The sequence below is a fragment of the Calidithermus terrae genome (assembly GCF_003574345.1).
Lineage (GTDB): Bacteria > Deinococcota > Deinococci > Deinococcales > Thermaceae > Calidithermus > Calidithermus chliarophilus.
Window position 1 is genome coordinate 25727 of sequence record NZ_QXDL01000005.1, and the last position, 19992, is coordinate 45718.

Consider the following 19992-nt stretch of genomic DNA (forward strand, 5'->3'; position numbering starts at 1 on the left):
GCGTCGAGGGTCAAAGCGTCTGGCGTTTGGCGTCTTGCGTTTGGCGTTTTGCGCCCGGCGTACGACGTAAGACGTACAACACCGGGCGCAGGACGTACGACCCGCCCCCAGCGCCTCGCGTCCGCCCATCACCCCTAGTTGAACATCTATAGCGCCACACCCTCACGTAGTGTTGAATAGAGGGCGTGGAGCCAGACAGCGACCTGATACGGCAGGTGGCTCAGGGAGACGAAACCGCCCTCGAGGAGCTTTACCGGCGCTACGGGGGCAAGGTGTACGCCCTGCTGCTGCACGTGCTGGGCGGGCGCGAGGAGGCGGAAGAGGTTTTGCAGGACAGCTTCGTACAGCTTTACAAGGAGGCGCGGCGCTACGACCCGCAGCGCGGGGGCGTGAGCACCTTCTTGTTCACCGTCGCGCGCAACCTGGCGCTGTCGAGGCTGCGCGCGCGCCGGGCACGGCCGCAGAAGGTCCAGGACCACGACCTGCACGACCCCGAGCAGGAGCTGGGGCTGTGGCACGAGCACGACCCCACCGACCGCGTGCTGGTGCAGCGGGCGCTGGCCCAGTTGTCGCCGGAGGACCGCAGGCTGCTCGAGGAGTCGTTCTACTGGGGCTACAGCCACAGCGAGCTCGCCGAGCGCCACGCGATGCCGCTGGGGACCGTCAAGACCCGGGTGCGCCGGGCCCTGCTGCGCCTGCGCGAATTCCTGGAGGGCCGGGTGCGGGAGGGGGGCGAGTGATGGAGGCGCGCGAGCTGCTCCCCGACTACCTGCTGGGCCAGCTCGAGCCCGAGGAGGCGCGGCGGTTGGAGGAACAGCTCGAGCGCTCGCCCGAGCTGCGGGCCGAGCTCGAGGCCCTGCGCGCCGCCCTGTTCCGCCTGCCCGATCAACTACCTCCCGTGACCCCGCCGCCCCGGACCTGGCAGGGCATCCGGGCGCGCGTGCGGCGGGGCAGGGGCGTGCCCTGGCCCTGGGTCGCCGGGATCGCGGCCGGCCTGGCGCTCGTCTTCGCCGGCTTCGGCTTCTACCAGGGGCAGGCCCTCCGCGCCCTGCGGGCCGAACAGGCCAAGGTGGCGCACTGGCTCTCCGAGCCTGAGGGCAAGTGGCGCGCCATCAAGAACGCCCAGGGCGAGGGGGTGGGCACCATGATCTGGCTCGAGGACGGCGGCTGCCTGATCGTCATGAAGGACCCCGCCCCCGAGGGCAAGGTCTACCAGGCCTGGGGCGTGGGCGGCACCGTAGCCCAGCCGATCCCCCTCGAGACCTTCCGCGGCCGCGTGGTCACGCTGAGGTTGCCCTCACCCGCCGTCGCCCTCGCCATCTCCGAGGAGCCGGGCGGGGGAAGCCAGACGCCTACGGACATCCGGGCGTTGCCGAAGCTTTGAGGGACGGGAAGCGGTCAGCTCTCGGCCGTCAGCGATGAGCAGAGGGCTCGCGGCTCTGTGGCGCAGGTCGAGGGCCAAGGGCCAAGGCGTCTTGCGTTTCGCGTCTGGCGTACGACGTAGGACGTACGACCCGCGTTTTGCGTCTTGCGTTTGGCTATGGGCTATCGGCTATCGACCACCGGCTACCCGCCCTCACCCGCCCGCGCGCCCAAAAACAGCACCATGTGCTCCTCGTCCACGTAGGTGCTGCCCACCTTGAGCGCCTGGTGCTTGAGCCCCCACACCTGGAAGCCCAGGCTGCGGTAGAGCCTGCGGGCGGCTTCCTGGGGCGTGGCCACGGCGAGGTGGACCTGCTCGAGGCCGCCGTACTGGGCCACCCGGCCCAGCAGCTGCACCAGCAGGGCCTTCGCCAGGCCCTTGCCGCGGGCTTCGGGGGCGACGTACATGCCCCAGACGGTGCCCTTGTGCTGCATCTTGGGCCCGTCGTCGCGCACGAAGCCCACGATCCCCACCAACTGCCCGCCCTCGAAGGCCCCGAGTGTGAAGCTGCCCTCGGGCCACTCCTGCAGCCGGCGGGCGACCTGTTCGAGCGGCGTGTCGCGGTACTCCTCGGCCGAGCGGGCGAAGGCGAGGGGCTCTTCCTCCAGCGCCCGCAGGCGCAAAGCGTAGAAGGCCTCGGCGTCGGCCTCGGTGAGCACGCGGATTTCGGCGGTTCCTACCAGCATGGCTGACCTCTTCAAGCCTGGGGTGCGGGCCGGGCCTCGAGGCGGAACCAGCGGCCCGTGCGGTAGCGCAGCACGAACATGCTGACGCGCACCAGTTCCTCACCCAGCAGCCTTCCCAGGAATATACCCCACAGCCCCAGCCCCAGGCCAAACCCCAGCCAGTAGGCCAGCGGCAGCCCCACCGCGAACACCGTCACGAAGTCGGAGAGCAGCAGGAAGCGGGTGTCGCCCCCGCTGCTGAGCACGCCGAAGAAGATCATGTTGGAGACCTTGACCGGCTGGAACAGCGCGTTGAGCAGCACCGCCCACACCGCCCACTGCTGCACCTGGGGCGTGGTGTTGGGGTAGAGCAAGGGCAGCAGCAGGCTGCTCAGGGCCATCAGCAGCCCGAAAGCCGCCGCGCTCAGCAGCCCGAGCTTCCAGATGCTCCCCGACATCTGCCAGGCCCCGCCCTCGTCGCGCCGCCCGATGGCCTGGGCCACCAGGATGGTCGCGGCCACGTTGAGCCCCAGCGAGGCCGTGATGAAGACGCCCTCGAGGGTGTTGGCGATCTGGAACGCCGCCAGCTCGGCGGTGCCCAGCCGCTCGAAGAGCAGCGCGAAGAGGAAGGAGCCCCCGCTGAAGACGATCTCGGTGATGAACAGCGGCAGCACCAGCGGCACCATGCGGCCCAGGATCTGCCGGGCCTGCTCCCAGTCGGGCCAGTCCCAGGCGATGCCCCAGCGGCTGAAGAACAAAAAGCCCACCAGCGTCAGCGCCCGCAAGCCCTGGGCGATCAGCGCGGCGACGGCGGCCCCCACCGCCCCCAGCCCCAGCGGCAGCACCAGCAGCCAGGAGAGCAGCGGGGTGAGGGCCAGCGCGGTCATGGTCACGGTCATGGGCAGCCGCGCCTCCCCCACGGTGCGGAAGACCGAACTCGCCACCGTGCTGGCGGTGATGAGCGGCAGCGTGAAGGCGATGAGGGCCAGGAAGGGCGCCCCGATCTCGGCGATCTCGGGGTTGGCGCCCACGCCGCGCAGGAACGGCCCGGCGAAGAGCGCCAGCGGCAGGGCCAGCAGCAGCGAGAGCACGGTGGCAAAGACCAGGGAGAAGCTCGAGATGCGCGCCACCATCACGCCGTCCCCCGCGCCGCGGGCCCTCGAGGCCAGTATCGCGCACCCCGAGCCCAGCGTGCTCAGGCAGAGGATGCCGATGAACATCACGTTGTTGGACAGCCCCACCGCCGCGATGGTGGCCGTGCCCAGGATGCCCACGATGACCTGGTTGATGAAGCCCAGCACCAGCTGGAAGGAGGACTCGAGGCTCACCGGAACGGCGATCTTGAAAATCTCGCGGCGCGTTTCGGGGCTCATAACCTTGACACACTACCACCGCGGGCCGGGGGCAAAGTGATCGGGGTGGCGATAGAAGCAGGAGGAAGGGCGGGTACAGGACCCGCCCCGTCAGCCATCAGCGGTCAGCCGTCAGCTTGTGGCTCGTGGTTGCCCCACCCGGCCCGCGGGGAGGGTTTATCCCCCCAGCCCCCCTTGTTAAGGGGGGTGACAAGGCGTTTCGCGTCTTGCGTTTCGCGTACGACGTACGACATAGCACACGCGTCTTGCGTTTTGCGTTTGGCGTTTTGCGTACGACGTACGACGCAGGACCCGCGTTCGACCATCACCAACTCAATGCTTCACCATCACGTGCCGCACCACGGTGTAGTCCTCGAGCGCGTACATGCTCATGTCCTTGCCGTAGCCCGACTGCTTGAGCCCGCCGTGGGGCATCTCGTTGACCAGCATGAAGTGGGTGTTGACCCAGGTGCAGCCGTACTGCAGGCGGCTGGCGATGCGCATGGCCTTGCCCACGTCGCGGGTCCAGACCGAAGAAGCCAGGCCGTAGTCGGAGTCGTTGGCCCAGGCGATGGCCTGCTCGGCGTCGGTGAAGCGCGTCACGCTCACCACCGGCCCGAACACCTCGCGCCGCACGATCTCGTCGTCCTGCTGGGCCCCGGCGATCACGGTGGGCTCGTAGAAGAAGCCCTTGCCCGCGCCCGCCTTACCCCCCGCCGTGACCTCGATGTGCTTTTGCATCTTGGCCCGCTCCACGAAGCTGGCGACGCGCGAGCGCTGCCGCTCGGTGATGAGGGGGCCCATCTCCACCCCGTCCTCGTTCTGGCTGCCCACCTTGATGCCCCTCACCGCGTCGGAGAGCTCGGCCACGAACTTGTCGTAGATGCGGGCCCCGGCGTAGACCCGGCAGGCGGCGGTGCAGTCCTGGCCCGCGTTGTAGTAGCCGAAGACCTTGATGCCCTCCACGGCGGCCTCGAGGTCGGCGTCGTCCATCACGATCACCGGGGCCTTGCCGCCCAGCTCCAGGTGGGTGCGCTTGAGGCTGGAGGTCGCGGCCTCGAGCACCCGCTTGCCCGTCGCCACGTCGCCGGTGAGCGAGATCATGCGCACCTGGGGCTGGTGGATGAGGGCCGAGCCCACCGTCTCGCCCACGCCGGTGATCACGTTGACCACGCCGGGCGGGAAGAGCTCGGCCAGCAGTTCGGCCAGCTTGAGCGTGGTGAGGGGGGTCTGCTCGGAGGGCTTGATCACGCTGGTGTTGCCCGCCGCCAGCACCGGGCCCAGCTTCCAGGCCGCCATCATCAGCGGGTAGTTCCACGGCGCGATGGAGGCCACCACCCCGATGGGGTCGCGCCGGATCATGCTGGTATGCCCCGCCAGGTACTCCCCGGCCACCGCCCCCGTCATCGCCCGCGCCGCCCCCGCGAAGAAGCGGAAGCAGTCGGAGATGGCGGGGATTTCGTCGTTGAGCACCGCCAGGTAGGGCTTGCCGCAGTTGAGCGACTCCAGCCGCGCGAACTCCTCGGCCCCCTCCTCGATCCTGTCGGCCAGCCTCAGCAACAACAGCGAGCGGTCCTTGGGCGTGGTCTGCGACCAGGCGTCGAAGGCGGCCTCGGCGGCGGCCACGGCGGCCTTGACCTGCTCGAGCGAGGCCTCGGGCACCTTGGTGAGCGTCTCCCCGGTCGCGGGGTTGAGGATCTCGTAGGGGGCCCCCTCCCCCAGGACGAACTCGCCGTTGATGAGTTGCTTGATCTGCATGGGTAGAACTCCTTTCCGCTATGAGCGGGTGCCGGGTTGAGGACGACGGGCGTAGGGGCGTCCTCCGGCGCTGGGCGTTGCTCAGCTCGTCTTCCCGCCCCCGTGCAGGTCGTCGGTGTCGCGGGTGAGCCACTGCGCGAGCACGATGGGCAGGAAGGTTATGAGCATCACGAACACCGCGACCACGTTGGTCACGGGGCGCTCCCTGGGCCGGAAGAGCTCGTTGAGGAACCAGATGGGCAGGGTCTTCTGGTCGGCGGCGGTGAAGGTGGTGACGATGACCTCGTCGAAGGAGAGGGCGAAGGAGAGCATCCCCCCGGCCAGCAGCGCGGTGGCGATGCTGGGCAGCACCACGAAGCGCCAGGTGCGAAACCAGTCGGCCCCCAGGTCCATGCTGGCCTCGACCTGCGAGTAGCCGGTGCGGCGGAAGCGGGCCACCACGTTGTTGTAGACCGTCACGATGCAGAAGGTGGCGTGCCCGATGACGATGGTCCAGAAGCCCGGCTCGACGGCCAGCCGCTTGAAGGTGGTGAGCAGCGCGATGCCGGTGAGGATGCCCGGCAGGGCGATGGGGAGGATCAGCAGCAGGGTGATGGCGTCCTTGCCGCGGAACCCGAAGCGGTACATGGCCGCCGCCACCATCGTCCCCAGGACCAGGGCGATGAACGTCGCCATCCCCGCCACCTGCAGCGACAGCAGCAGCGCGCGCCACATGTCCTGCCGCTCGAGGGCCTCCCCGAACCACCTAAGCGTCAGCCCCGGCGGCGGGAAGCGGTACGTGCGGTCCTCGGTGGTGAGCGCGTAGAGTACGATGACGACGATGGGGAAGTGTAAAAACAGCATCCCCGCCCAGAACGCCAGGCGCAGGCCGAGCGAGGGCTTATTCGGCATGGCTGCCTCCCGGCACGCTACAGCGCATTGAACGCCCCCATCCGGCGCACGATGAGCAGGTAGACGGCGATGATCACCACCGGCACCACCGAGAAGGCGGCGGCCAGCGGGAGGTTGCCCGCGGTGCCCTGCTGCACGTACACCATCTGCCCGATGAAGAAGCCGGGCTGGCCCACCACCTGCGGGATGATGTAGTCGCCCAGCGTCAGCGAGAAGGTGAAGATCGAGCCGGCGGCCACCCCCGGCACGGTCAGCGGCCAGACCACCTTCCAGAAGGTCTGGCGCGGCCGGGCGCCGAGGTCGGCGGAGGCCTGCACCAGCGACTTGGGGACGCGCTCCAAGGCCGCGATGATCGGCAGGATCATGTAGGGCAGCCAGATGTAGGTGAACACCAAGAACATCCCCAGGTAGCTGTTGGAGAGGCTGGTGCCCCCCACCACCGGCACGCTGAGGATGCCCTCCAGCAGCCACCCCAGCCCCAGCGCGTCGAAGAACCAGCTCACCACGCCCTCGCTCGCCAGGATCAGCCGCCAGGCGTAGACCTTGATCAGGTAGCTCGACCACAGCGGCAGCAGCACCATCAAGTACCAGAAGGTCTTGCTGCCGCCCCGCGTGTAGAAGGCGATGTAGTAGGCGACGGGGAAGGCGATCACGGCGCAGGCCAGCGTCACGGCCAGGGCCATGAGCGTGGTGCGCACGACGATGTCGATGTTGGCCGGCGAGGAGAAGAGCTGCCCGAAGGCCGACAGCGAGAAGCGGTACTCGACCTGCCCGGTGAAGTCGTTGAGGGAGTAGAAGCTGTAGAGCAGCAGGTTGAACAGCGAGCCCAGGTAGATGATGCCCAGCCACAACAGGGGCGGGATCAGCAGCAACAGCAGCAGGAAGCGCGGGCGGAGGTAAAACAGGTCGGAGACCCGGCGCCGCAGGGTCTTGGCCGGGAGGGACGCGCTCACCGCGCCACCTCCAGCTCGCGCAGCGCGGCGGGGTCCCAGCTCAGGGTCACGGGAGCGCCCACGGGCAGGTCGGGCTCCTCCGAGGAGGCGACGGCGGTGAGGCGCTGGCCGTCCACCCGCACCTCGTAGCGCGTCTGCGAGCCGAGGTAGTGCACGTCGAGGAGCTCGCCCGCCAGGCAGTTGGGGCCGCGGTGGTGCCCGGGCTGCACGCGGATGCGCTCGGGGCGCAGGGCGTACTTGCCTTTGAGCCCGATGGCGGAGCCCTCGAGCACGTTAGCGCTCCCCACGAAGCGGGCCACGAACTCGGTGCGGGGGTGCTCGTAGAGCCGCTTGGGGGTGTCGAGCTGCTCGATGCGCCCCTGGTTGAACACCGCCACCCGGTCGCTCATCGAGAGCGCCTCGCCCTGGTCGTGGGTGACGTAGACGAAGGTGATGCCCAGGCTGCGCTGCAGCGCCTTGAGCTCGATCTGCATCTCCTCGCGCAGTTTGAGGTCGAGGGCGCCTAGGGGCTCGTCGAGCAGCAGCAGCTTGGGCTGGTTGATGAGCGCGCGTGCGAGGGCGACGCGCTGGCGCTGCCCGCCCGAGAGCTGGCCCGGCCGCCGGTCGCCGAAGCCCGCGAGCTTGACTTGCTCGAGCATCTCCTCGGCCCGGCGGTAGCGCTCGGCCCTGCCCACCCCGCGCACCATCAGCGCGTAGGCCACGTTGTCGCGCACGTTCATGTGCGGGAACAGCGCGTAGTCCTGGAAGACGGTGTTCACGTCGCGGGCGTAGGGCGGCAGGCGGCTGGCGTCCTGCCCGAAGAGCCGGATCTCCCCGGCCGTAGGCTGCTCGAAGCCCCCGATCAGGCGCAAGCAGGTGGTCTTGCCTGAGCCCGAAGGCCCCAGCATGGAGAAGAACTCCCCGGGGCGGATCTCGAGGTCTACCCCGTCCACGGCCCGCACCGGCCCGAAGTGGCAGGAAAGGTTGATCAGCTCGACGGCGTTGGACATAGGGGCGTTGATAGCCGATGGCCGGTCGTCCGCATTCGGCTGTCGGCGACCGGCCATCGCCACGTGGGCTATCTGCCTCCCTGGATGGCGATGTAGTCGCTCACCCAGCGGCTATAGGGCACGCACTGGTTGTTCTGGGTCTTGCACTGGGTGGTGGGGGTGCGCCAGAACCAGATGTTGTCGAAGTCGAAGTAGCCCTGCTTCTGGCAGCCGTCGGCGGCGAGCAGCGAGCCGCTCACCGTGCAGCCTTTGGGCACGACGGGGTTGGAGCCGAACCAGCCGGCGATGTCGGCCTGCACCTTGGGGGTGAGCTGCCAGTCGAGCCACTTGTAGGCGCAGTTGGGGTTCTTGGCCTTGGCCGCGAGCATGGTGGTGTCGGCCCAGCCGGTGGCCCCTTCCTTAGGCACCACCCAGTCGATGGACTGGTTGTTGGCCTTGAGGGTGTTGACCTGGAAGATCCAGGTGGTCGAGGCCACCACGCCCTCGTTGGTGAAGTCCTGCACCTGGGCGTTGGCGTCGTTCCAGTAGCGCTGCAGGATGGCCCGTTGCTGGCGCAGCAGCTTGAGCACTTCCTGGTACTGCCGCTCGTTGAGCTCGTAGGGGTCCTTGATGCCGAGCTCGGGGCGGGTCTTCATCAGGAAGAGCGCGGCGTCGGCGACGTAGATGGGGCCGTAGTAGGCCTGGATGCGGCCCTTGTTGCTCTTGCCGTCGGGGAGGGTCATCTCCTTGAAGACGATGGCCCAGGTGGTGGGGGGCTTGGGGAAGACCTTGGTGTTGTAGGCCAGCACGTTGACGCCGAACTGGTAGGGCACGCCGTAAGGCACGCCGTTGACGGTGTACCACGGCGCCCCGACGAGGCGCTTGTCGAGGTTGACGGTGTTGGGGATGAGCTTGTAGTTCACCGGCGCGACCACGTTGCCCGAGATCAGGCGCTGGGTGGCGTCGCCGGAGGCGGTCACGAGGTCGTAGCCGCCCTGGTTCATCAGGCGCACCGCCTCGTCGGAGGAGCTGAAGACCTTGACGTTGACCTTACAGCCCGTCGCCTGCTCGAAGGGGGTGACCCAGTCGGCGCTCTTGTCGGTGGAGCCGTTCTCGACGTAGCCCGGCCAGGCCAGGATGTTGAGCTGGCCCTCGAGCTTGCCGATGGACTGCTGCGCCCGGCTGGCGGGGATCTGGGCCATCACCAGCCCGCCCGCCACCGCCAGCGAAACCGCGCCCAATGCCCACAACCACGCTTTTCTTCTCATGCCTTCCTCCTGTGCCATGAGCCACAACACCGATGCCTCGAGCAAGCCCGGGCCCGGTCGAACAAGGTTGTCGTGCTGCGGGGTAGCATACGCACTACCCCGGGACGGGAACAAGAAAGCTGAGGATATGGCAGTTATCGGGGGAAACGATGGGTGGGGACGGGAAGCCGTCAGCTATCAGCGGTCAGCCGTGCCGGCGTCGAGGGTCCAGGGCCGAGGGCCAAGGCGTCTTGCGTCTCGCGTTTTGCGTTTAGCTATCGGCTATGAGCTATCGGCGTACGACGTAGGACGTACGACGCCGTACGCAGGAGCACGACCCCCGCCCCCTCACGCCAACTCCTCCGTGTACTGGTGCAGCCTCGAGTGCTCCCCCACGATCACCAAAAACTGCCGGGCGGTCTCGGAGAGCTCGCTGCCCTTGCGCCAGGCCACGCCGATCTCGAGGCGGGGTAACTCGCCGGTGATCGGGCGCGACTCCAGGCGGTCGCCCTCGAGCGACCAGGGGCGGTACATCAGGTGGGGCAGCACGGCCACGCCGATGCCCACGGCCACCAGGCTGCGCATGGCCTCGATGGACTCGGTGCGCACGGTGATCTTGGGGTATCCGCAAAGCCGATGGACCTGCTGGGTCACCTCGTCGAGCTCGTCGTTCTTGAGCACCAGCAGCCGCTCACCCTGGAGCTCCTCGAGCGCGACGGCCTCCTGCTTGAGCAGGGGGTGGTTGGAGGGCAGCCACACCCGCCAGGGCGCGCGCAGCAGGGTGCGGGTCTCCAGGGCTTGCTTGTCCACGCTCGAGACGTTCATGATCGCCACGTCGAGCTCGCCGTTGATGAGCAGGTGCTCGATGTAGCCGCGCCGGTCCTCGACGAGCAGCACCTCCACGCCCGGGAAGACCCGCTCGAAGCGGTCGAGGAGGTAGGGGAGGTAGTAGGCCGTGACCAGGCTGCTCACCCCCAGGTTGAGCCGCCCGGTCATGGTGTCGGGGCGCTCGCGGATGGCCTGCTCGGCGTTGCGCAGGGCGGCCAGCACCTCGTGGGCGTGCCGCAAAAACTGATGCCCCGCGTGGGTGAGCACCATCCCCCGCGCGTGGCGGTTGAAAAGCTGGGTGCCCAGGCTCTCCTCGAGCTTCTTGATGGCCTCGGTCACCACCGACTGGGCCACGTCCAAGGAAGCCAGGGCACGCGAGATGGAACCCGCCTCGGCCACGGCGATGAAGTAGACCAGTTGCTTGAGCGAGATCTGCATGGCGGGGATCGGTTTTGCCGATATCCAGTATACGGCGATGGCCGATGGTCGATAGCAGGACGCCGGGCGCTGGGCGCGGGGCGGGCGTCGTACGTCGTACGTCGTACGCAAAACGCAAGACGCGGGTAGTACGTCCTACGTCGTACGTCGTACGCCTTGGCCCTCGGTCCTCGACGAACCACTAGCCACGGGCCACGAGCTGACGGCTGATGGCTGGGCGCTTCTCTACGGCTGCTTGACGCCCAGGGCCTCGAGGGCGCGCTCGAAGGGGAGGTCGCGGCCCTGTTCGGCCAGGACCTTGAGGTCGTCGGGGACGGTGATGTCGGGGCGCACGACGTCGGGGTAGCTGTCGCCGTTGGCGAGGAAGGCGCGGTTTTCGGAGAGGTTGAGGCCGCCGCCGTTGATGAGGCGGTAGGTGCGGGTGGTGGTGTTGCCCACCCCGGCGGTGGTCTCGCCGATGACCACGCCCACGCGGCCCAGGCGCAGGGCCGAGGTGAGGTACTCGGAGGCCGAGGCGCTGCGGGAGTTGACCAGGATGGCGACGGGGCCTTTCCAGGAAGCGAGGTTGGGCACGGGCAGCGAGAAGAGCACGGTGCCCTTGTCGTCGCTCACGGTGGCCTGGCCGTCGCGGAAGCGCATGACGGTGCGGTCTTGGTTGTAGCGGTCGGTGAAGAGGATGTAGGGGTCGGGGACGAAGGCGGCCATCGCCACCAGGGCGTCGAGGGCGCTGCCGCCGCCGTTGTTGCGCAGCTCGAGGATGAGCCCCTTGGCCCCGGCCTGCTGGGCCTGGCGCACGAGTTCGTGCACCCGGATCCCCACGCGGTTGCTGGCGAGGAAGTCGGGGATCCTGAGCACGGCGATGCCGTCGGGGCGCAGCTTGAGCGAGGGCATGCGGGCGAGGTTGATCTCGCGGCCTACCAACGTGACCTCCAGGCGCTCCCGCTTGGGCCCGCGCAGCAGGGTCAGCTTGAAGGGCTGGCCGCTCTGCACGGCGGCGGTGAGGGTGCGCTGCACCTCCTCGGGGCTGCTGAGCTCGCTGAAGGGCCGGTCGTTGAGGGCGATGAGCCGGTCGCCGTAGAGCAGCCCGGCCTGGTCGGCGGGGCCGCCCTCGACCACGTCGGTGATGAGCTGGTCGCGCGAGCCCTCGACGGGCTGGTAGGCGATGCCGATGCGCAGGGTGCGCGAGGGGGCGTTGCCGGTGCGCTGCTGGCGCAGGGCGGCCAGCGACTCGGGCCCTTGGTAGTAGGTGTGGCCGTCGCCCAGCTCACGGATCATCTGCTGGATGATGGGCACCGCCTTGTCGTAGGGGCAGGCCTCCTGCTCCTGGGCGCAGGCGCTGTTGAGGCTGGCCTGGTACTTCACCGTCAGCGCCTTGAGGTCGAGGGTGGAGGGGCCGAAGTAGTAGAACTCGAGGTAGAAGCTGGCCTGGTCGAAGAGGTCCTGGGCGGGGGAGGCCCACGAGAGGGTGCCCAACGCCAAGACCAGACCGGCGAGCCACTGTTTCACACGCTGCATAGTTCACCTGTCACTGAACGCCCAGCACTTCGCGGGCCTTTTCCAGCACCGCGTCGCGCCCCTGGGCCAGGGCCTCGAGGTCGTCGGCCACCGCCACGTCGGGGGTGAGGCGGAGGGGGAAGGGGGTGCCGTCGAGGTTCTTCATGCGGATGGCCGAGACCGCCAGGAATTCCCCGTTGATGAGGGCGTTGTCGGAGTTGCCCGAGACCCCCAGCGCCCCGCCGCTGGGCTCGCCCACCACCTTGGCCCGGCCCGCCGCCTGCAGCAGGTAGGCCAGCATCTCGGCGGTGTTGAAGGTGTTGCGGTTGACCAGCACCACCAGCGGCAGCGAGCTCTGCACGGGGCTGGCGACCTCGCGCACGGGCGCGCGCTCGGCATCGCCCTCGCCCTGGAGGTAGACCTTGCCCCCCTCGGCGGTGAAGGTGTCGTCGAGGTCCTTGAAGCGCCAGTCGTAGACGAAGCCCGCCTTGGGGACGAAGGCGTTGGCGGCCAGCAGGGCCTCGTCGTCGATGCCCGTGAGGCTGTCGCGCAGGTCGAGGATGACCCCCTTGGCCCCCTGCTGCTCGGCCTGGCGCACCAGCTCGTGCACGCGCTGGGCCACGCTGAAGCGGTCGGAGTAGTAGAGGTGGTAGACCCGCAGGTAGGCCACCCCGCCCTGCACCTCGAGCCGCGGCTGCATGCTCTCCCGGCTGACGCTGCCGCGCACCTCCGCCTGCTGGGCCTGCCCGCGGCGGGTGTAGGCGAGGGTGAAGGGCTGCTGGCCGCGCTCGGCGGCGCGCAGGGCCTCGAGCGTCGCGGGCTGGCCGCCCACCTGGGTGATCACGTCCCCGCGCCGCAGGCCCGCCTGGTAGGCGGCCTCGCCGGGGAAGGACTCCACCACCACCAGCCCGCCCGCGCCCGGCCGCGCCCACACCCCGATGCGGGGGGCCACCGGGCCCAGCCCCGCGCCCAGGCGGCTGGCCTCCTGCTGCTCCTCGAGGCTCAGCAGCGCGGTGAAGGGGTCGCCCAGGTCGGCGAGGATGCGGGCGATGACCGCGCGGGCCTGCTCGTAGCCGCACTGCTCGCCCAGCCCCCGGCAGGCCTGGTCGAGCTGCCCCTGGTAGCGCTGGCGCAGCTCGCGGAAGCCGGGCACCTTGGCGGGCCCGTTGTAGTAAAACCCGATGAAAAACGTGGCCTGGTCGAAGAGGCTCTGGGCGGGCGACGCCATGGCTGAACCCAATCCCACCACCCCCAGCAGGCCGCCGAGCAAGAGGTTGCGCAACGACATAAACCAACTATATGCAGGGCTTTCGGATTTGAAGTGTGTGGATGAACGCTGGACGCCGGGGGCGGGCCGGACGTCCTGCGGCGTACGGCGGCCCTACGTCGTACGCTGAGCGCAAGACGCAAAACGCAAAACGCCCTAGACCCTCGGTCCTCGACGAGCCACGGGCTGTGCGTCGCCCGCAGCCCCTCGAGCCCTACCGCGCCGTGCCCAGGAGGCTCGAGAGCAGCGATTCGAACGGCGCGGCCGATTGGACGCCCTGGGTGGGCATGTAGCCGGCGGCGAGCAGGCGCTCGCGCAGGCCTTCGACCACCTCGAAGCTGCTGAGGAAGGTGCCGGGGTAGTAGTAGCCCAGGATCTGGCGGAAGTCCCAGCCCTGCAGGGCGAAGCCCCGGGCTCCCCACTGGCTCATGCCCACCCCGTGGCCCACGCCGAAGCCGGTCACGTTCCAGCCGTTGAGGGTGATGCGGGTCGAGGGCAGGCCCAGCCCGCGCAGGAAGCGGGTGGCCTGGGGGCCCACCAGGTCGGTGCTCTTGAGGTTGCCGCGTACCCGCAGCCGCGCCACGCGGCCCGACTCGGTGTACTGCACCACCTCGAGGCCCTGCACGTCCCCGATCAGGAGACCCTGGCTCACGAGCTGGCGGGCCACCGCCTGGGGCGAGAGGGTGAAGCCCCAGGTGCCCTTGGGGCTTTGCGAGTAGGGGTCGGGGCGGGCGATGAGGTAGGGCACGCTGCCGCCCCACACCTCCTGCGAGGCGGCGGTGTGGCCGCCGGAGTCGGCGTGGTAGACGGCGGTGATGGGCTGCTGGCCGTAGCTCACGATGAGCCCGCGGGTGGCCTCGACCGCGGCGTTGTGCTCGGGGGTCTCGGCGCGGTAGCCCAAGTAGACCTGGCAGCGCTCGTCGTCGCAGATGTCGTAGAGGGCCCTGGGGTTGAGCCGGTAGAGCGCGAAGGTGCGGGCCAAAATCGCCTGCGCGCGCAGCACCTCGGCGGGGAAGGAGCGCGGCACCTCGCCGGGCACCACGCCCAGAAGGTAATCCTCGAGCCACACCCGGTTGATGAGCAAGAGCTTGCCGCTTTGGGCGATGGCCTGCAGGCTGCCGCGGTAGGGCTTGCCCTCGAGGGTGAACAGCCCGTCGGTGGCCTGGAACTCCACCCACGGGCCGCTGGGCTGCCCGTTCACCAGAACCTCCGCGCCCGACACGCCCAGCTTCACGCTGGCGGCGGGCTGGTTCTGGTCGCCGTAGCCGCTGAGCCGCAGGTGGGCGTTCACGCCCACGGTGGCCTCCTTGGCCTCCTCGAGCAGCACCCGCAGCACCAAGTCCTGGACGGGGGCCTGCGCCAGGGCCAGCCCCAGCAAAAGCCCCAGCACGGCGAAGAAGCGCAGCGACGGACGGTGCATAAACGACAGACCCAGTATACGAAGCCCCGGCGCCGCTCCCCGGGTCATGGCCGCCCCATTAAGGGACGCTCAGGGGCCGGCCCGCCCTTGCCCACAGCCCGGCGGCCCGATAGGATTCGGGAGTGCGTATCGGCCTCCTGGACACCTGGCTCGCTGGGCGCTACCTGCCCTTCTGGGAGCCCTACCTCGAGGGGCTGGGGCTCGAGCTCGTGCGGCCCGAGCCCGTCGAGCCCAGCCTGCCCATCTTCCTCCCCGCCAGCCTGGTCGCCGCGCAGGTGAGCAGCCTCAAGGCCCAGGGCGTGGACTACCTGCTCATCCCTGACGCGCAGGGCGACATCCAGAGCGAGCGCGGCGGCGCCCAGAACCCCTGGATCCTCGACCTGGGCGCCTCACTGGCCCGCTACCTGCCCGGCCTGCCCCCCATGCTGCGCGTTCCCGCCCACCTCTCGCCCGACCTGGTGGGCTTTGCCGCCGAGGTCGGCCAGACCCTCACCAAGAACCCCATGCTCACCCGCCGGGTGCTCGACAAGACCCACTACCTCCTGAACTACGTCCCGGCCCTGCCCAAAAACCCCGGCAGCAACCGCTCGGTGGGCATCGTCACCCTGCCCATGGTCCAGGAGGACCCCCGCCTGCAGGGCGGGGTCGTCGAGGCCCTGCAGGCCGCCGGCCTGAGCCCCTTCTGGCCCGATCTCCCCCCGGCCAAGCTGCGCGAGGAGGGCGCGAGGGTCGAGATCCCCCTCGACCTGCCGACCGACCTCGAGTTCGCCGGCGCCAGCCGCTACCTCTCCCGCCTGGGCAAGGTCAAGGCCCTCGTCTACCTGATGGTCCCCGGCTCCGACCCCATCCCCAACCTCGCCCGCAAGCTCGCCCAGCGCCTCCACAAGCCCCACTGCACCCTCACCGTGGGCGAAGACTGGGGCGAGCCGTTGGCAGAACTGGCGCGGCAGGTGGGGGGATAGGGTAAAGCGGGAAGCGATAAGCCTTCAGCGGTTAGCTTTCAGCCTTCAGCGAAGGACGGGAAGCTCGTGGCGCGTGGTTACCCCTCCCCGCGTGCGGGGAGGGGTTATCCCCCCTAGCCCCCCTTAGCAAGGGGGGCAAAGAAAGGGCGTCTTGCGTCTTGCGTACGACCCGCATCCGACGTACGACCCGCATCCGACGTACGACCCGCCCCCGGCTATCGACCATCGACAACCAACGCCCCCCAGCCTCCCGCTGCAATTCAAAACCTTGCTTGGCTCTAGAGTAGAACTTTGCTACCATCTAAATTCTGACGACCCGGTTCGGTGGACGGCAGAAAGCGCCAAAAAACAAGGTTCGAAAGGCTCCGCGTATCGGCGGAGGAGCAGCACGGAGGCCAATGAAAACGGATCAGTCGGTATGGGGAATGCTGCGGGAGTTGTCGCCGTACTTCCGCCGCTACGCCCGGCCCTACTTCTGGGGTTTGTTGGCCGGGCTTACGGGCATCGGGTTTAACGTATTGTCCCCCTACTTCCTGGGGCGCGCCATCGACGCCATCCGGGTGGGGGAGGCCTACTTGCCCTACGTGGGCATGATCGTGGGGGCGGCGGTGCTGACGGGTTTGCTCTCGTACACCAACCGCCAGCTCGCCATCGTCGCCAGCCGCTACATCGAGCACGACCTGCGCATGGACCTCTTCAAGCACCTCATGGCCCTCGACGCCTACTACTACGGCAAGAGCCGGGTGGGGGACCTGGTCAACAAGATGAACACCGACATGGGCGCGGTGCGCGAGATGATGGCCGGCGGCGTGAACATGGGCACGCGCATCGTGGCGGGTTTGCTGTTCGCCTTCATCTCGATGTACCTGGTCAACTGGAAGCTGGCCGCCGTCCTGACCCTGATCGTGCCCCTGATCATCGTGATCATGCGCTTCGTGCTGCGGGTGATCGACCGGCGTTACCGCGAGAGCCAGGAGGTCTTCGACCAGATCTCCACCCGCGCGCAGGAGAACTTCTCGGGCATCCGGGTGGTGAAGGGCTTCGCCCTCGAGCAGCGCGAGCTCGCCGCCTTCCAGACCCTCAACCGCCAGTACATCGACAAGAGCCTAGCCCTCGCGCGCATCGAAGGCCCCATGCTGTGGTCGCTGATGGGCTTGCTGATGGGCTTCGCGGTGCTCACCGTGCTGTGGCTGGGCGGGGGTTACGTGATCCGGGGCGAGATGTCGGTGGGGCAGTTGGTGCAGTTCAACGCCTACCTGCTCCAGCTCTCCTGGCCGGTGCTGGGGCTGGGCTTCGTGCTCTCGATGTTCCAGCGGGCCGCCACGAGCTACAAGCGCCTGCGCGAGCTGCTCGACGAGAAGCCCCGCATCGAGGACCCCGAGCGCCCCGTGGACGTGGAAGCCGGCGAGCTCGGCGGCGAGGTCAAGTTCGAGGGGGTGAGCCTGGAGCTGAACGGCCGCACCCTGCTCAAGGACATCACCCTCACCATTCCCGAGGGCATGACCCTGGGCGTCACCGGGCGCACCGGCAGCGGCAAGACCCTGCTGGTGAGCCTGATCCCGCGGCTGCTCGAGGCCAGCCGGGGCCGGGTGCTCGTCGGCGGCCATGACGTGCGCGACCTCCCCCTGTCCGCCCTGCGCCAGGCGGTGGGCATGGTGCCGCAGGAGCCCTTCCTCTTCTCCGACAGCCTGGCCGAGAACATCGCCTTCGGCCTGGGCGCCGTCGACCGCGAGCGGGTGGAGTGGGCCGCGAAGCTGGCCGGGGTCCACGACGACATCATGGGCTTCCCCAAGGGCTACGACACCTCGCTGGGCGAGCGCGGCGTGACGCTGTCGGGCGGGCAGCGGCAGCGCACCGCGCTCGCGCGCGCGCTCGCCAAGCGGCCCAGGGTGCTCATCCTCGACGACGCCATGAGCGCGGTGGACACCGAGACCGAGGCGCGCATCCTGGGCGGGCTCAAGCAGGTGCTGGGCCAGCAGACCACGCTGCTCATCGCCCACCGCACCAGCACGCTGAGGTACGCCGACTGGATCGTGGTGCTCGACCAGGGCCGCATCGCCGAGGAGGGCACCCACGAGATGCTCTTGGAGCAGGGCGGCCTCTACGCCGAGCTCGACCGCATCCAGCGGCTGCAGGCGGAGGTGGAGTGATGGCGCCGAACGCTGAACGTCGAACGCCCAACGCCAAAAACTTCTCTCCCGCTTCGGTTGAGGTAATGATCTCGAGGCCCGCTTATCCATCGACCCTGCATCCCCACGCCTGGCGTTTAGCCTTGGGCGTTAGGCGTGGGGCGTTAGGCGATTGCTATGCATGAAGAAGAAGCCTTTAAGAAATCCTTCGACGCCCGGCTGGCCCGCCGCATCCTGACCTACGTGCGCCCCTACCGCCTGCAGGTGGGGCTGGCGATGGTGTGCCTCCTGGTGGGCACGCTGACCACCGCGGCCACGCCGCTGTTCCTGAAGTACGCCATCGACAACGCCATCCTGCCGCAGCAGGCGCTCGAGCTCGCCCAGCGCTACCAACTGCTGCTCTACATCAGCCTGGCCTTCCTGGGCGTGCGCGTCCTCGACTTCTTCGCCCGCTACGGCCAGATCTACCTCATCAGTTGGGTCGGGCAGCACGTGCTCTTCGACCTGCGCAGCGAGATCTTCTCCAAGCTCCAGCGGCTGCACCTGGGCTACTTCGACAAGAACCCCGTCGGCCGCCTGATGACCCGCATCACCTCCGACGTCGACGCCATCAACCAGTTCATCACCGGCGGGCTGGTGGGCCTCATCGCCGACGTCTTCCTGCTGGCGGGCATCATGGGCTTCATGCTCGCGCTCGACTGGAAGCTCTCGCTGGTGGCCTTCACCGTGATCCCGGTGCTGCTGGCGGTGACGACCTGGATCCGCAACGGCATGCGCGAGTCTTACCGCGAGATGCGCCTGCGGCTGGCGAAGCTCAACGCCTCCTTGCAGGAGAACCTCTCGGGCGTGCAGACCACCCAGCTCTTCAGCCGCGAGCCGCGCAACGTGGCGGGCTTCGCGGGGCTGTCGCTGGACCTGCGGGCCTCGTGGGTCAAGATCATCTTCTGGTTCGCGCTGTTCTTCCCGATCGTGGGCTTCTTGGGCGAGTCCACGGTGGCGCTGGTGCTGTGGTACGGCGGGGGCCAGGTGGTGCAGCAGGCGCTCACGCTGGGCCTGCTGGTGGCCTTCGTGGACTACGTGCGTCAGTTCTTCCAGCCCCTGCAAGACCTCTCCGAGAAGTTCAACATCTTCCAGGCCGCCATGGCCTCGGCCGAGCGCATCTTCGGCCTGCTCGACACGCCCGAGGAGGTCTCCGACCGCCCTGGGGCCATGCGGGTCGAGCGCTTCCGCGGCCAGATCGACTTCGAGGACGTGTGGTTCGCCTACGGCAAGCGCGGCGAGCCCAAGCCCGACGGCACCAAGGCCAACGCCCCCGAGCAGCTCGAGGCCGAGGACTGGGACTGGGTGCTGCGCGGCGTGTCCTTCCGCATCCGCCCCGGCGAGAAGATCGCCCTGGTGGGGGCCACCGGCGCGGGCAAGACCAGCGTCATCAGCCTGATCGCCCGCTTCTACGACGTGCAGCGGGGCACGGTCAAGATCGACGGCCAGGACGTGCGCGACTACCTCCAGCGCGACCTGCGCCGCGCCATCGGCATCGTGCTGCAAGACCCCTTCCTCTTCAGCGGCACCGTTGACTACAACCTGCGCTTGGGCGACGAGAGCATCCCGCCGCAGCGGGTGGAGGAGGTCGCGAGGTTCGTGGGGGCCCACGAATTCATCAGCGCCCTTCCGAGGGGCTACCAGACCGTGCTGCACGAGCGCGGCGGCGGCCTCTCGACGGGCCAGAAGCAGCTGCTCGCCCTCGCCCGGGCCATCCTGCACAACCCCGACATCCTGCTCATCCTCGACGAGGCCACCGCCAACGTGGACTCCGAGACCGAGGCCAAGATCCAAGAAGCCCTGTGGCGCGTGATGGAGGGCCGCACCTCGGTCATCATCGCCCACCGCCTCTCGACGATTCGCCACGTGGACCGCATCCTGGTCTTCCGCAAGGGGAAGCTGCTCGAGGAGGGCAGCCACGAGGAGCTGCTGGCGAAGGGCGGGTATTACGCCAAGCTGTACGAGTTGCAGTACGCGCGCGGGTGAGAGGGTCGATGGTCGGTAGCCGATGGGCGGGCGCTGGGCGCGGTCGTGCGTCCTGCGTCGTACGTCGTACGCAAGACGTAAAACGCAAGACGCCCTTTGTTTACCCCCCTTGGTAAGGGGGGCTGGGGGGATAACCCCTCCCCGCCGGCGGGGAGGGGTTATCCCCCCAGCC

The 19992-nt window shown here is 68.7% G+C and carries 16 protein-coding genes; 5 read left to right on the forward strand and 11 right to left on the reverse strand.

The features are described from left to right. The first annotated feature begins 185 nt into the window (after positions 1 to 185). Both Mterra_RS01350 and Mterra_RS01355 read left to right on the forward strand, forming a co-directional pair. Complete coding sequence (locus Mterra_RS01350) at positions 186 to 740, forward strand: RNA polymerase sigma factor (protein WP_119313519.1); 555 nt, start codon at positions 186 to 188, stop codon at positions 738 to 740. After that, positions 740 to 1384, forward strand: a complete 645-nt coding sequence (locus tag Mterra_RS01355; RefSeq protein WP_176582497.1) for an anti-sigma factor — start codon at positions 740 to 742, stop codon at positions 1382 to 1384. Before Mterra_RS01350 ends, Mterra_RS01355 begins: the two co-directional genes overlap by 1 nt. 182 nt (positions 1385 to 1566) lie before the next feature. On the opposite strand, the gene Mterra_RS01360 is transcribed toward Mterra_RS01355, so the two are convergent. The 11 genes from Mterra_RS01360 to Mterra_RS01410 form a co-directional block, all read right to left on the reverse strand. After that, entirely contained in the window at positions 1567 to 2109 is a 543-nt protein-coding gene (locus tag Mterra_RS01360; RefSeq protein WP_119313521.1) for a GNAT family N-acetyltransferase, read from the reverse strand. A gap of 11 nt (positions 2110 to 2120) precedes the next feature. After that, a complete protein-coding gene (locus Mterra_RS01365; RefSeq protein ID WP_119313522.1) occupies positions 2121 to 3461 on the reverse strand; it encodes an MATE family efflux transporter in 1341 nt (446 codons plus the stop codon). Between the two features lie 312 nt (positions 3462 to 3773). Beyond that, entirely contained in the window at positions 3774 to 5198 is a 1425-nt protein-coding gene (locus tag Mterra_RS01370; RefSeq protein WP_119313523.1) for a gamma-aminobutyraldehyde dehydrogenase, read from the reverse strand. A gap of 81 nt (positions 5199 to 5279) precedes the next feature. Continuing rightward, positions 5280 to 6089, reverse strand: coding sequence for an ABC transporter permease (locus Mterra_RS01375; protein WP_119313524.1), 810 nt, complete (start codon positions 6087 to 6089; stop codon positions 5280 to 5282). A 17-nt stretch (positions 6090 to 6106) separates the two neighbouring features. Then, positions 6107 to 7042 (reverse strand): ABC transporter permease, encoded by a 936-nt coding sequence (locus Mterra_RS01380; RefSeq protein WP_119313525.1) that lies wholly within the window; start codon positions 7040 to 7042, stop codon positions 6107 to 6109. Continuing rightward, the gene (locus Mterra_RS01385) at positions 7039 to 8031 is read right to left on the reverse strand and encodes an ABC transporter ATP-binding protein (protein WP_119313526.1); all 993 of its coding nucleotides are present in this window, start codon (positions 8029 to 8031) and stop codon (positions 7039 to 7041) included. The genes Mterra_RS01380 and Mterra_RS01385 overlap by 4 nt, the downstream gene beginning before the upstream one ends. A 68-nt stretch (positions 8032 to 8099) precedes the next feature. Then, positions 8100 to 9278, reverse strand: a complete 1179-nt coding sequence (locus tag Mterra_RS01390) for an ABC transporter substrate-binding protein (protein WP_119313534.1) — start codon at positions 9276 to 9278, stop codon at positions 8100 to 8102. Between the two features lie 327 nt (positions 9279 to 9605). Further along, positions 9606 to 10523, reverse strand: coding sequence for a LysR family transcriptional regulator (locus Mterra_RS01395; RefSeq protein ID WP_119313527.1), 918 nt, complete (start codon positions 10521 to 10523; stop codon positions 9606 to 9608). Positions 10524 to 10748: 225 nt separating this feature from the next. Further along, the gene (locus Mterra_RS01400; RefSeq protein ID WP_176582498.1) at positions 10749 to 12038 is read right to left on the reverse strand and encodes a S41 family peptidase; all 1290 of its coding nucleotides are present in this window, start codon (positions 12036 to 12038) and stop codon (positions 10749 to 10751) included. 10 nt (positions 12039 to 12048) lie between these two features. Next, positions 12049 to 13305, reverse strand: coding sequence for a S41 family peptidase (locus tag Mterra_RS01405; RefSeq protein ID WP_119313529.1), 1257 nt, complete (start codon positions 13303 to 13305; stop codon positions 12049 to 12051). A gap of 193 nt (positions 13306 to 13498) precedes the next feature. Continuing rightward, the gene (locus Mterra_RS01410) at positions 13499 to 14704 is read right to left on the reverse strand and encodes a SpoIID/LytB domain-containing protein (RefSeq protein WP_119313530.1); all 1206 of its coding nucleotides are present in this window, start codon (positions 14702 to 14704) and stop codon (positions 13499 to 13501) included. A 122-nt stretch (positions 14705 to 14826) separates the two neighbouring features. Between Mterra_RS01410 and Mterra_RS01415 the strand changes: the two genes are divergently transcribed. The 3 genes from Mterra_RS01415 (at position 14827) to Mterra_RS01425 (ending at position 19820) form a co-directional block, all read left to right on the forward strand. Next, the gene (locus Mterra_RS01415; protein ID WP_119313531.1) at positions 14827 to 15666 is read left to right on the forward strand and encodes a hypothetical protein; all 840 of its coding nucleotides are present in this window, start codon (positions 14827 to 14829) and stop codon (positions 15664 to 15666) included. 425 nt (positions 15667 to 16091) lie between these two features. After that, on the forward strand, positions 16092 to 17816 hold the full coding sequence (locus Mterra_RS01420; protein WP_119313532.1) for an ABC transporter ATP-binding protein: 1725 nt from the start codon (positions 16092 to 16094) through the stop codon (positions 17814 to 17816). Positions 17817 to 17972: 156 nt separating this feature from the next. Next, positions 17973 to 19820: an ABC transporter ATP-binding protein gene (locus Mterra_RS01425; RefSeq protein WP_119313533.1), complete on the forward strand. Its 1848-nt coding sequence runs from the start codon at positions 17973 to 17975 to the stop codon at positions 19818 to 19820. The last annotated feature ends 172 nt before the right edge of the window (positions 19821 to 19992 follow it).

Coding starts and splice junctions, on each gene's coding strand:
- Mterra_RS01355 (WP_176582497.1), top strand. CDS start 740: ATGGAGGCGCGCGAGCTGCTCCCCGACTACCTGCTGGGCCAGCTCGAG.
- Mterra_RS01360 (WP_119313521.1), bottom strand. CDS start 2,109: ATGCTGGTAGGAACCGCCGAAATCCGCGTGCTCACCGAGGCCGACGCC.
- Mterra_RS01365 (WP_119313522.1), bottom strand. CDS start 3,461: ATGAGCCCCGAAACGCGCCGCGAGATTTTCAAGATCGCCGTTCCGGTG.
- Mterra_RS01370 (WP_119313523.1), bottom strand. CDS start 5,198: ATGCAGATCAAGCAACTCATCAACGGCGAGTTCGTCCTGGGGGAGGGG.
- Mterra_RS01375 (WP_119313524.1), bottom strand. CDS start 6,089: ATGCCGAATAAGCCCTCGCTCGGCCTGCGCCTGGCGTTCTGGGCGGGG.
- Mterra_RS01385 (WP_119313526.1), bottom strand. CDS start 8,031: ATGTCCAACGCCGTCGAGCTGATCAACCTTTCCTGCCACTTCGGGCCG.
- Mterra_RS01390 (WP_119313534.1), bottom strand. CDS start 9,278: ATGAGAAGAAAAGCGTGGTTGTGGGCATTGGGCGCGGTTTCGCTGGCG.
- Mterra_RS01395 (WP_119313527.1), bottom strand. CDS start 10,523: ATGCAGATCTCGCTCAAGCAACTGGTCTACTTCATCGCCGTGGCCGAG.
- Mterra_RS01400 (WP_176582498.1), bottom strand. CDS start 12,038: ATGCAGCGTGTGAAACAGTGGCTCGCCGGTCTGGTCTTGGCGTTGGGC.
- Mterra_RS01405 (WP_119313529.1), bottom strand. CDS start 13,305: ATGTCGTTGCGCAACCTCTTGCTCGGCGGCCTGCTGGGGGTGGTGGGA.
- Mterra_RS01410 (WP_119313530.1), bottom strand. CDS start 14,704: ATGCACCGTCCGTCGCTGCGCTTCTTCGCCGTGCTGGGGCTTTTGCTG.
- Mterra_RS01420 (WP_119313532.1), top strand. CDS start 16,092: ATGCTGCGGGAGTTGTCGCCGTACTTCCGCCGCTACGCCCGGCCCTAC.
- Mterra_RS01425 (WP_119313533.1), top strand. CDS start 17,973: ATGCATGAAGAAGAAGCCTTTAAGAAATCCTTCGACGCCCGGCTGGCC.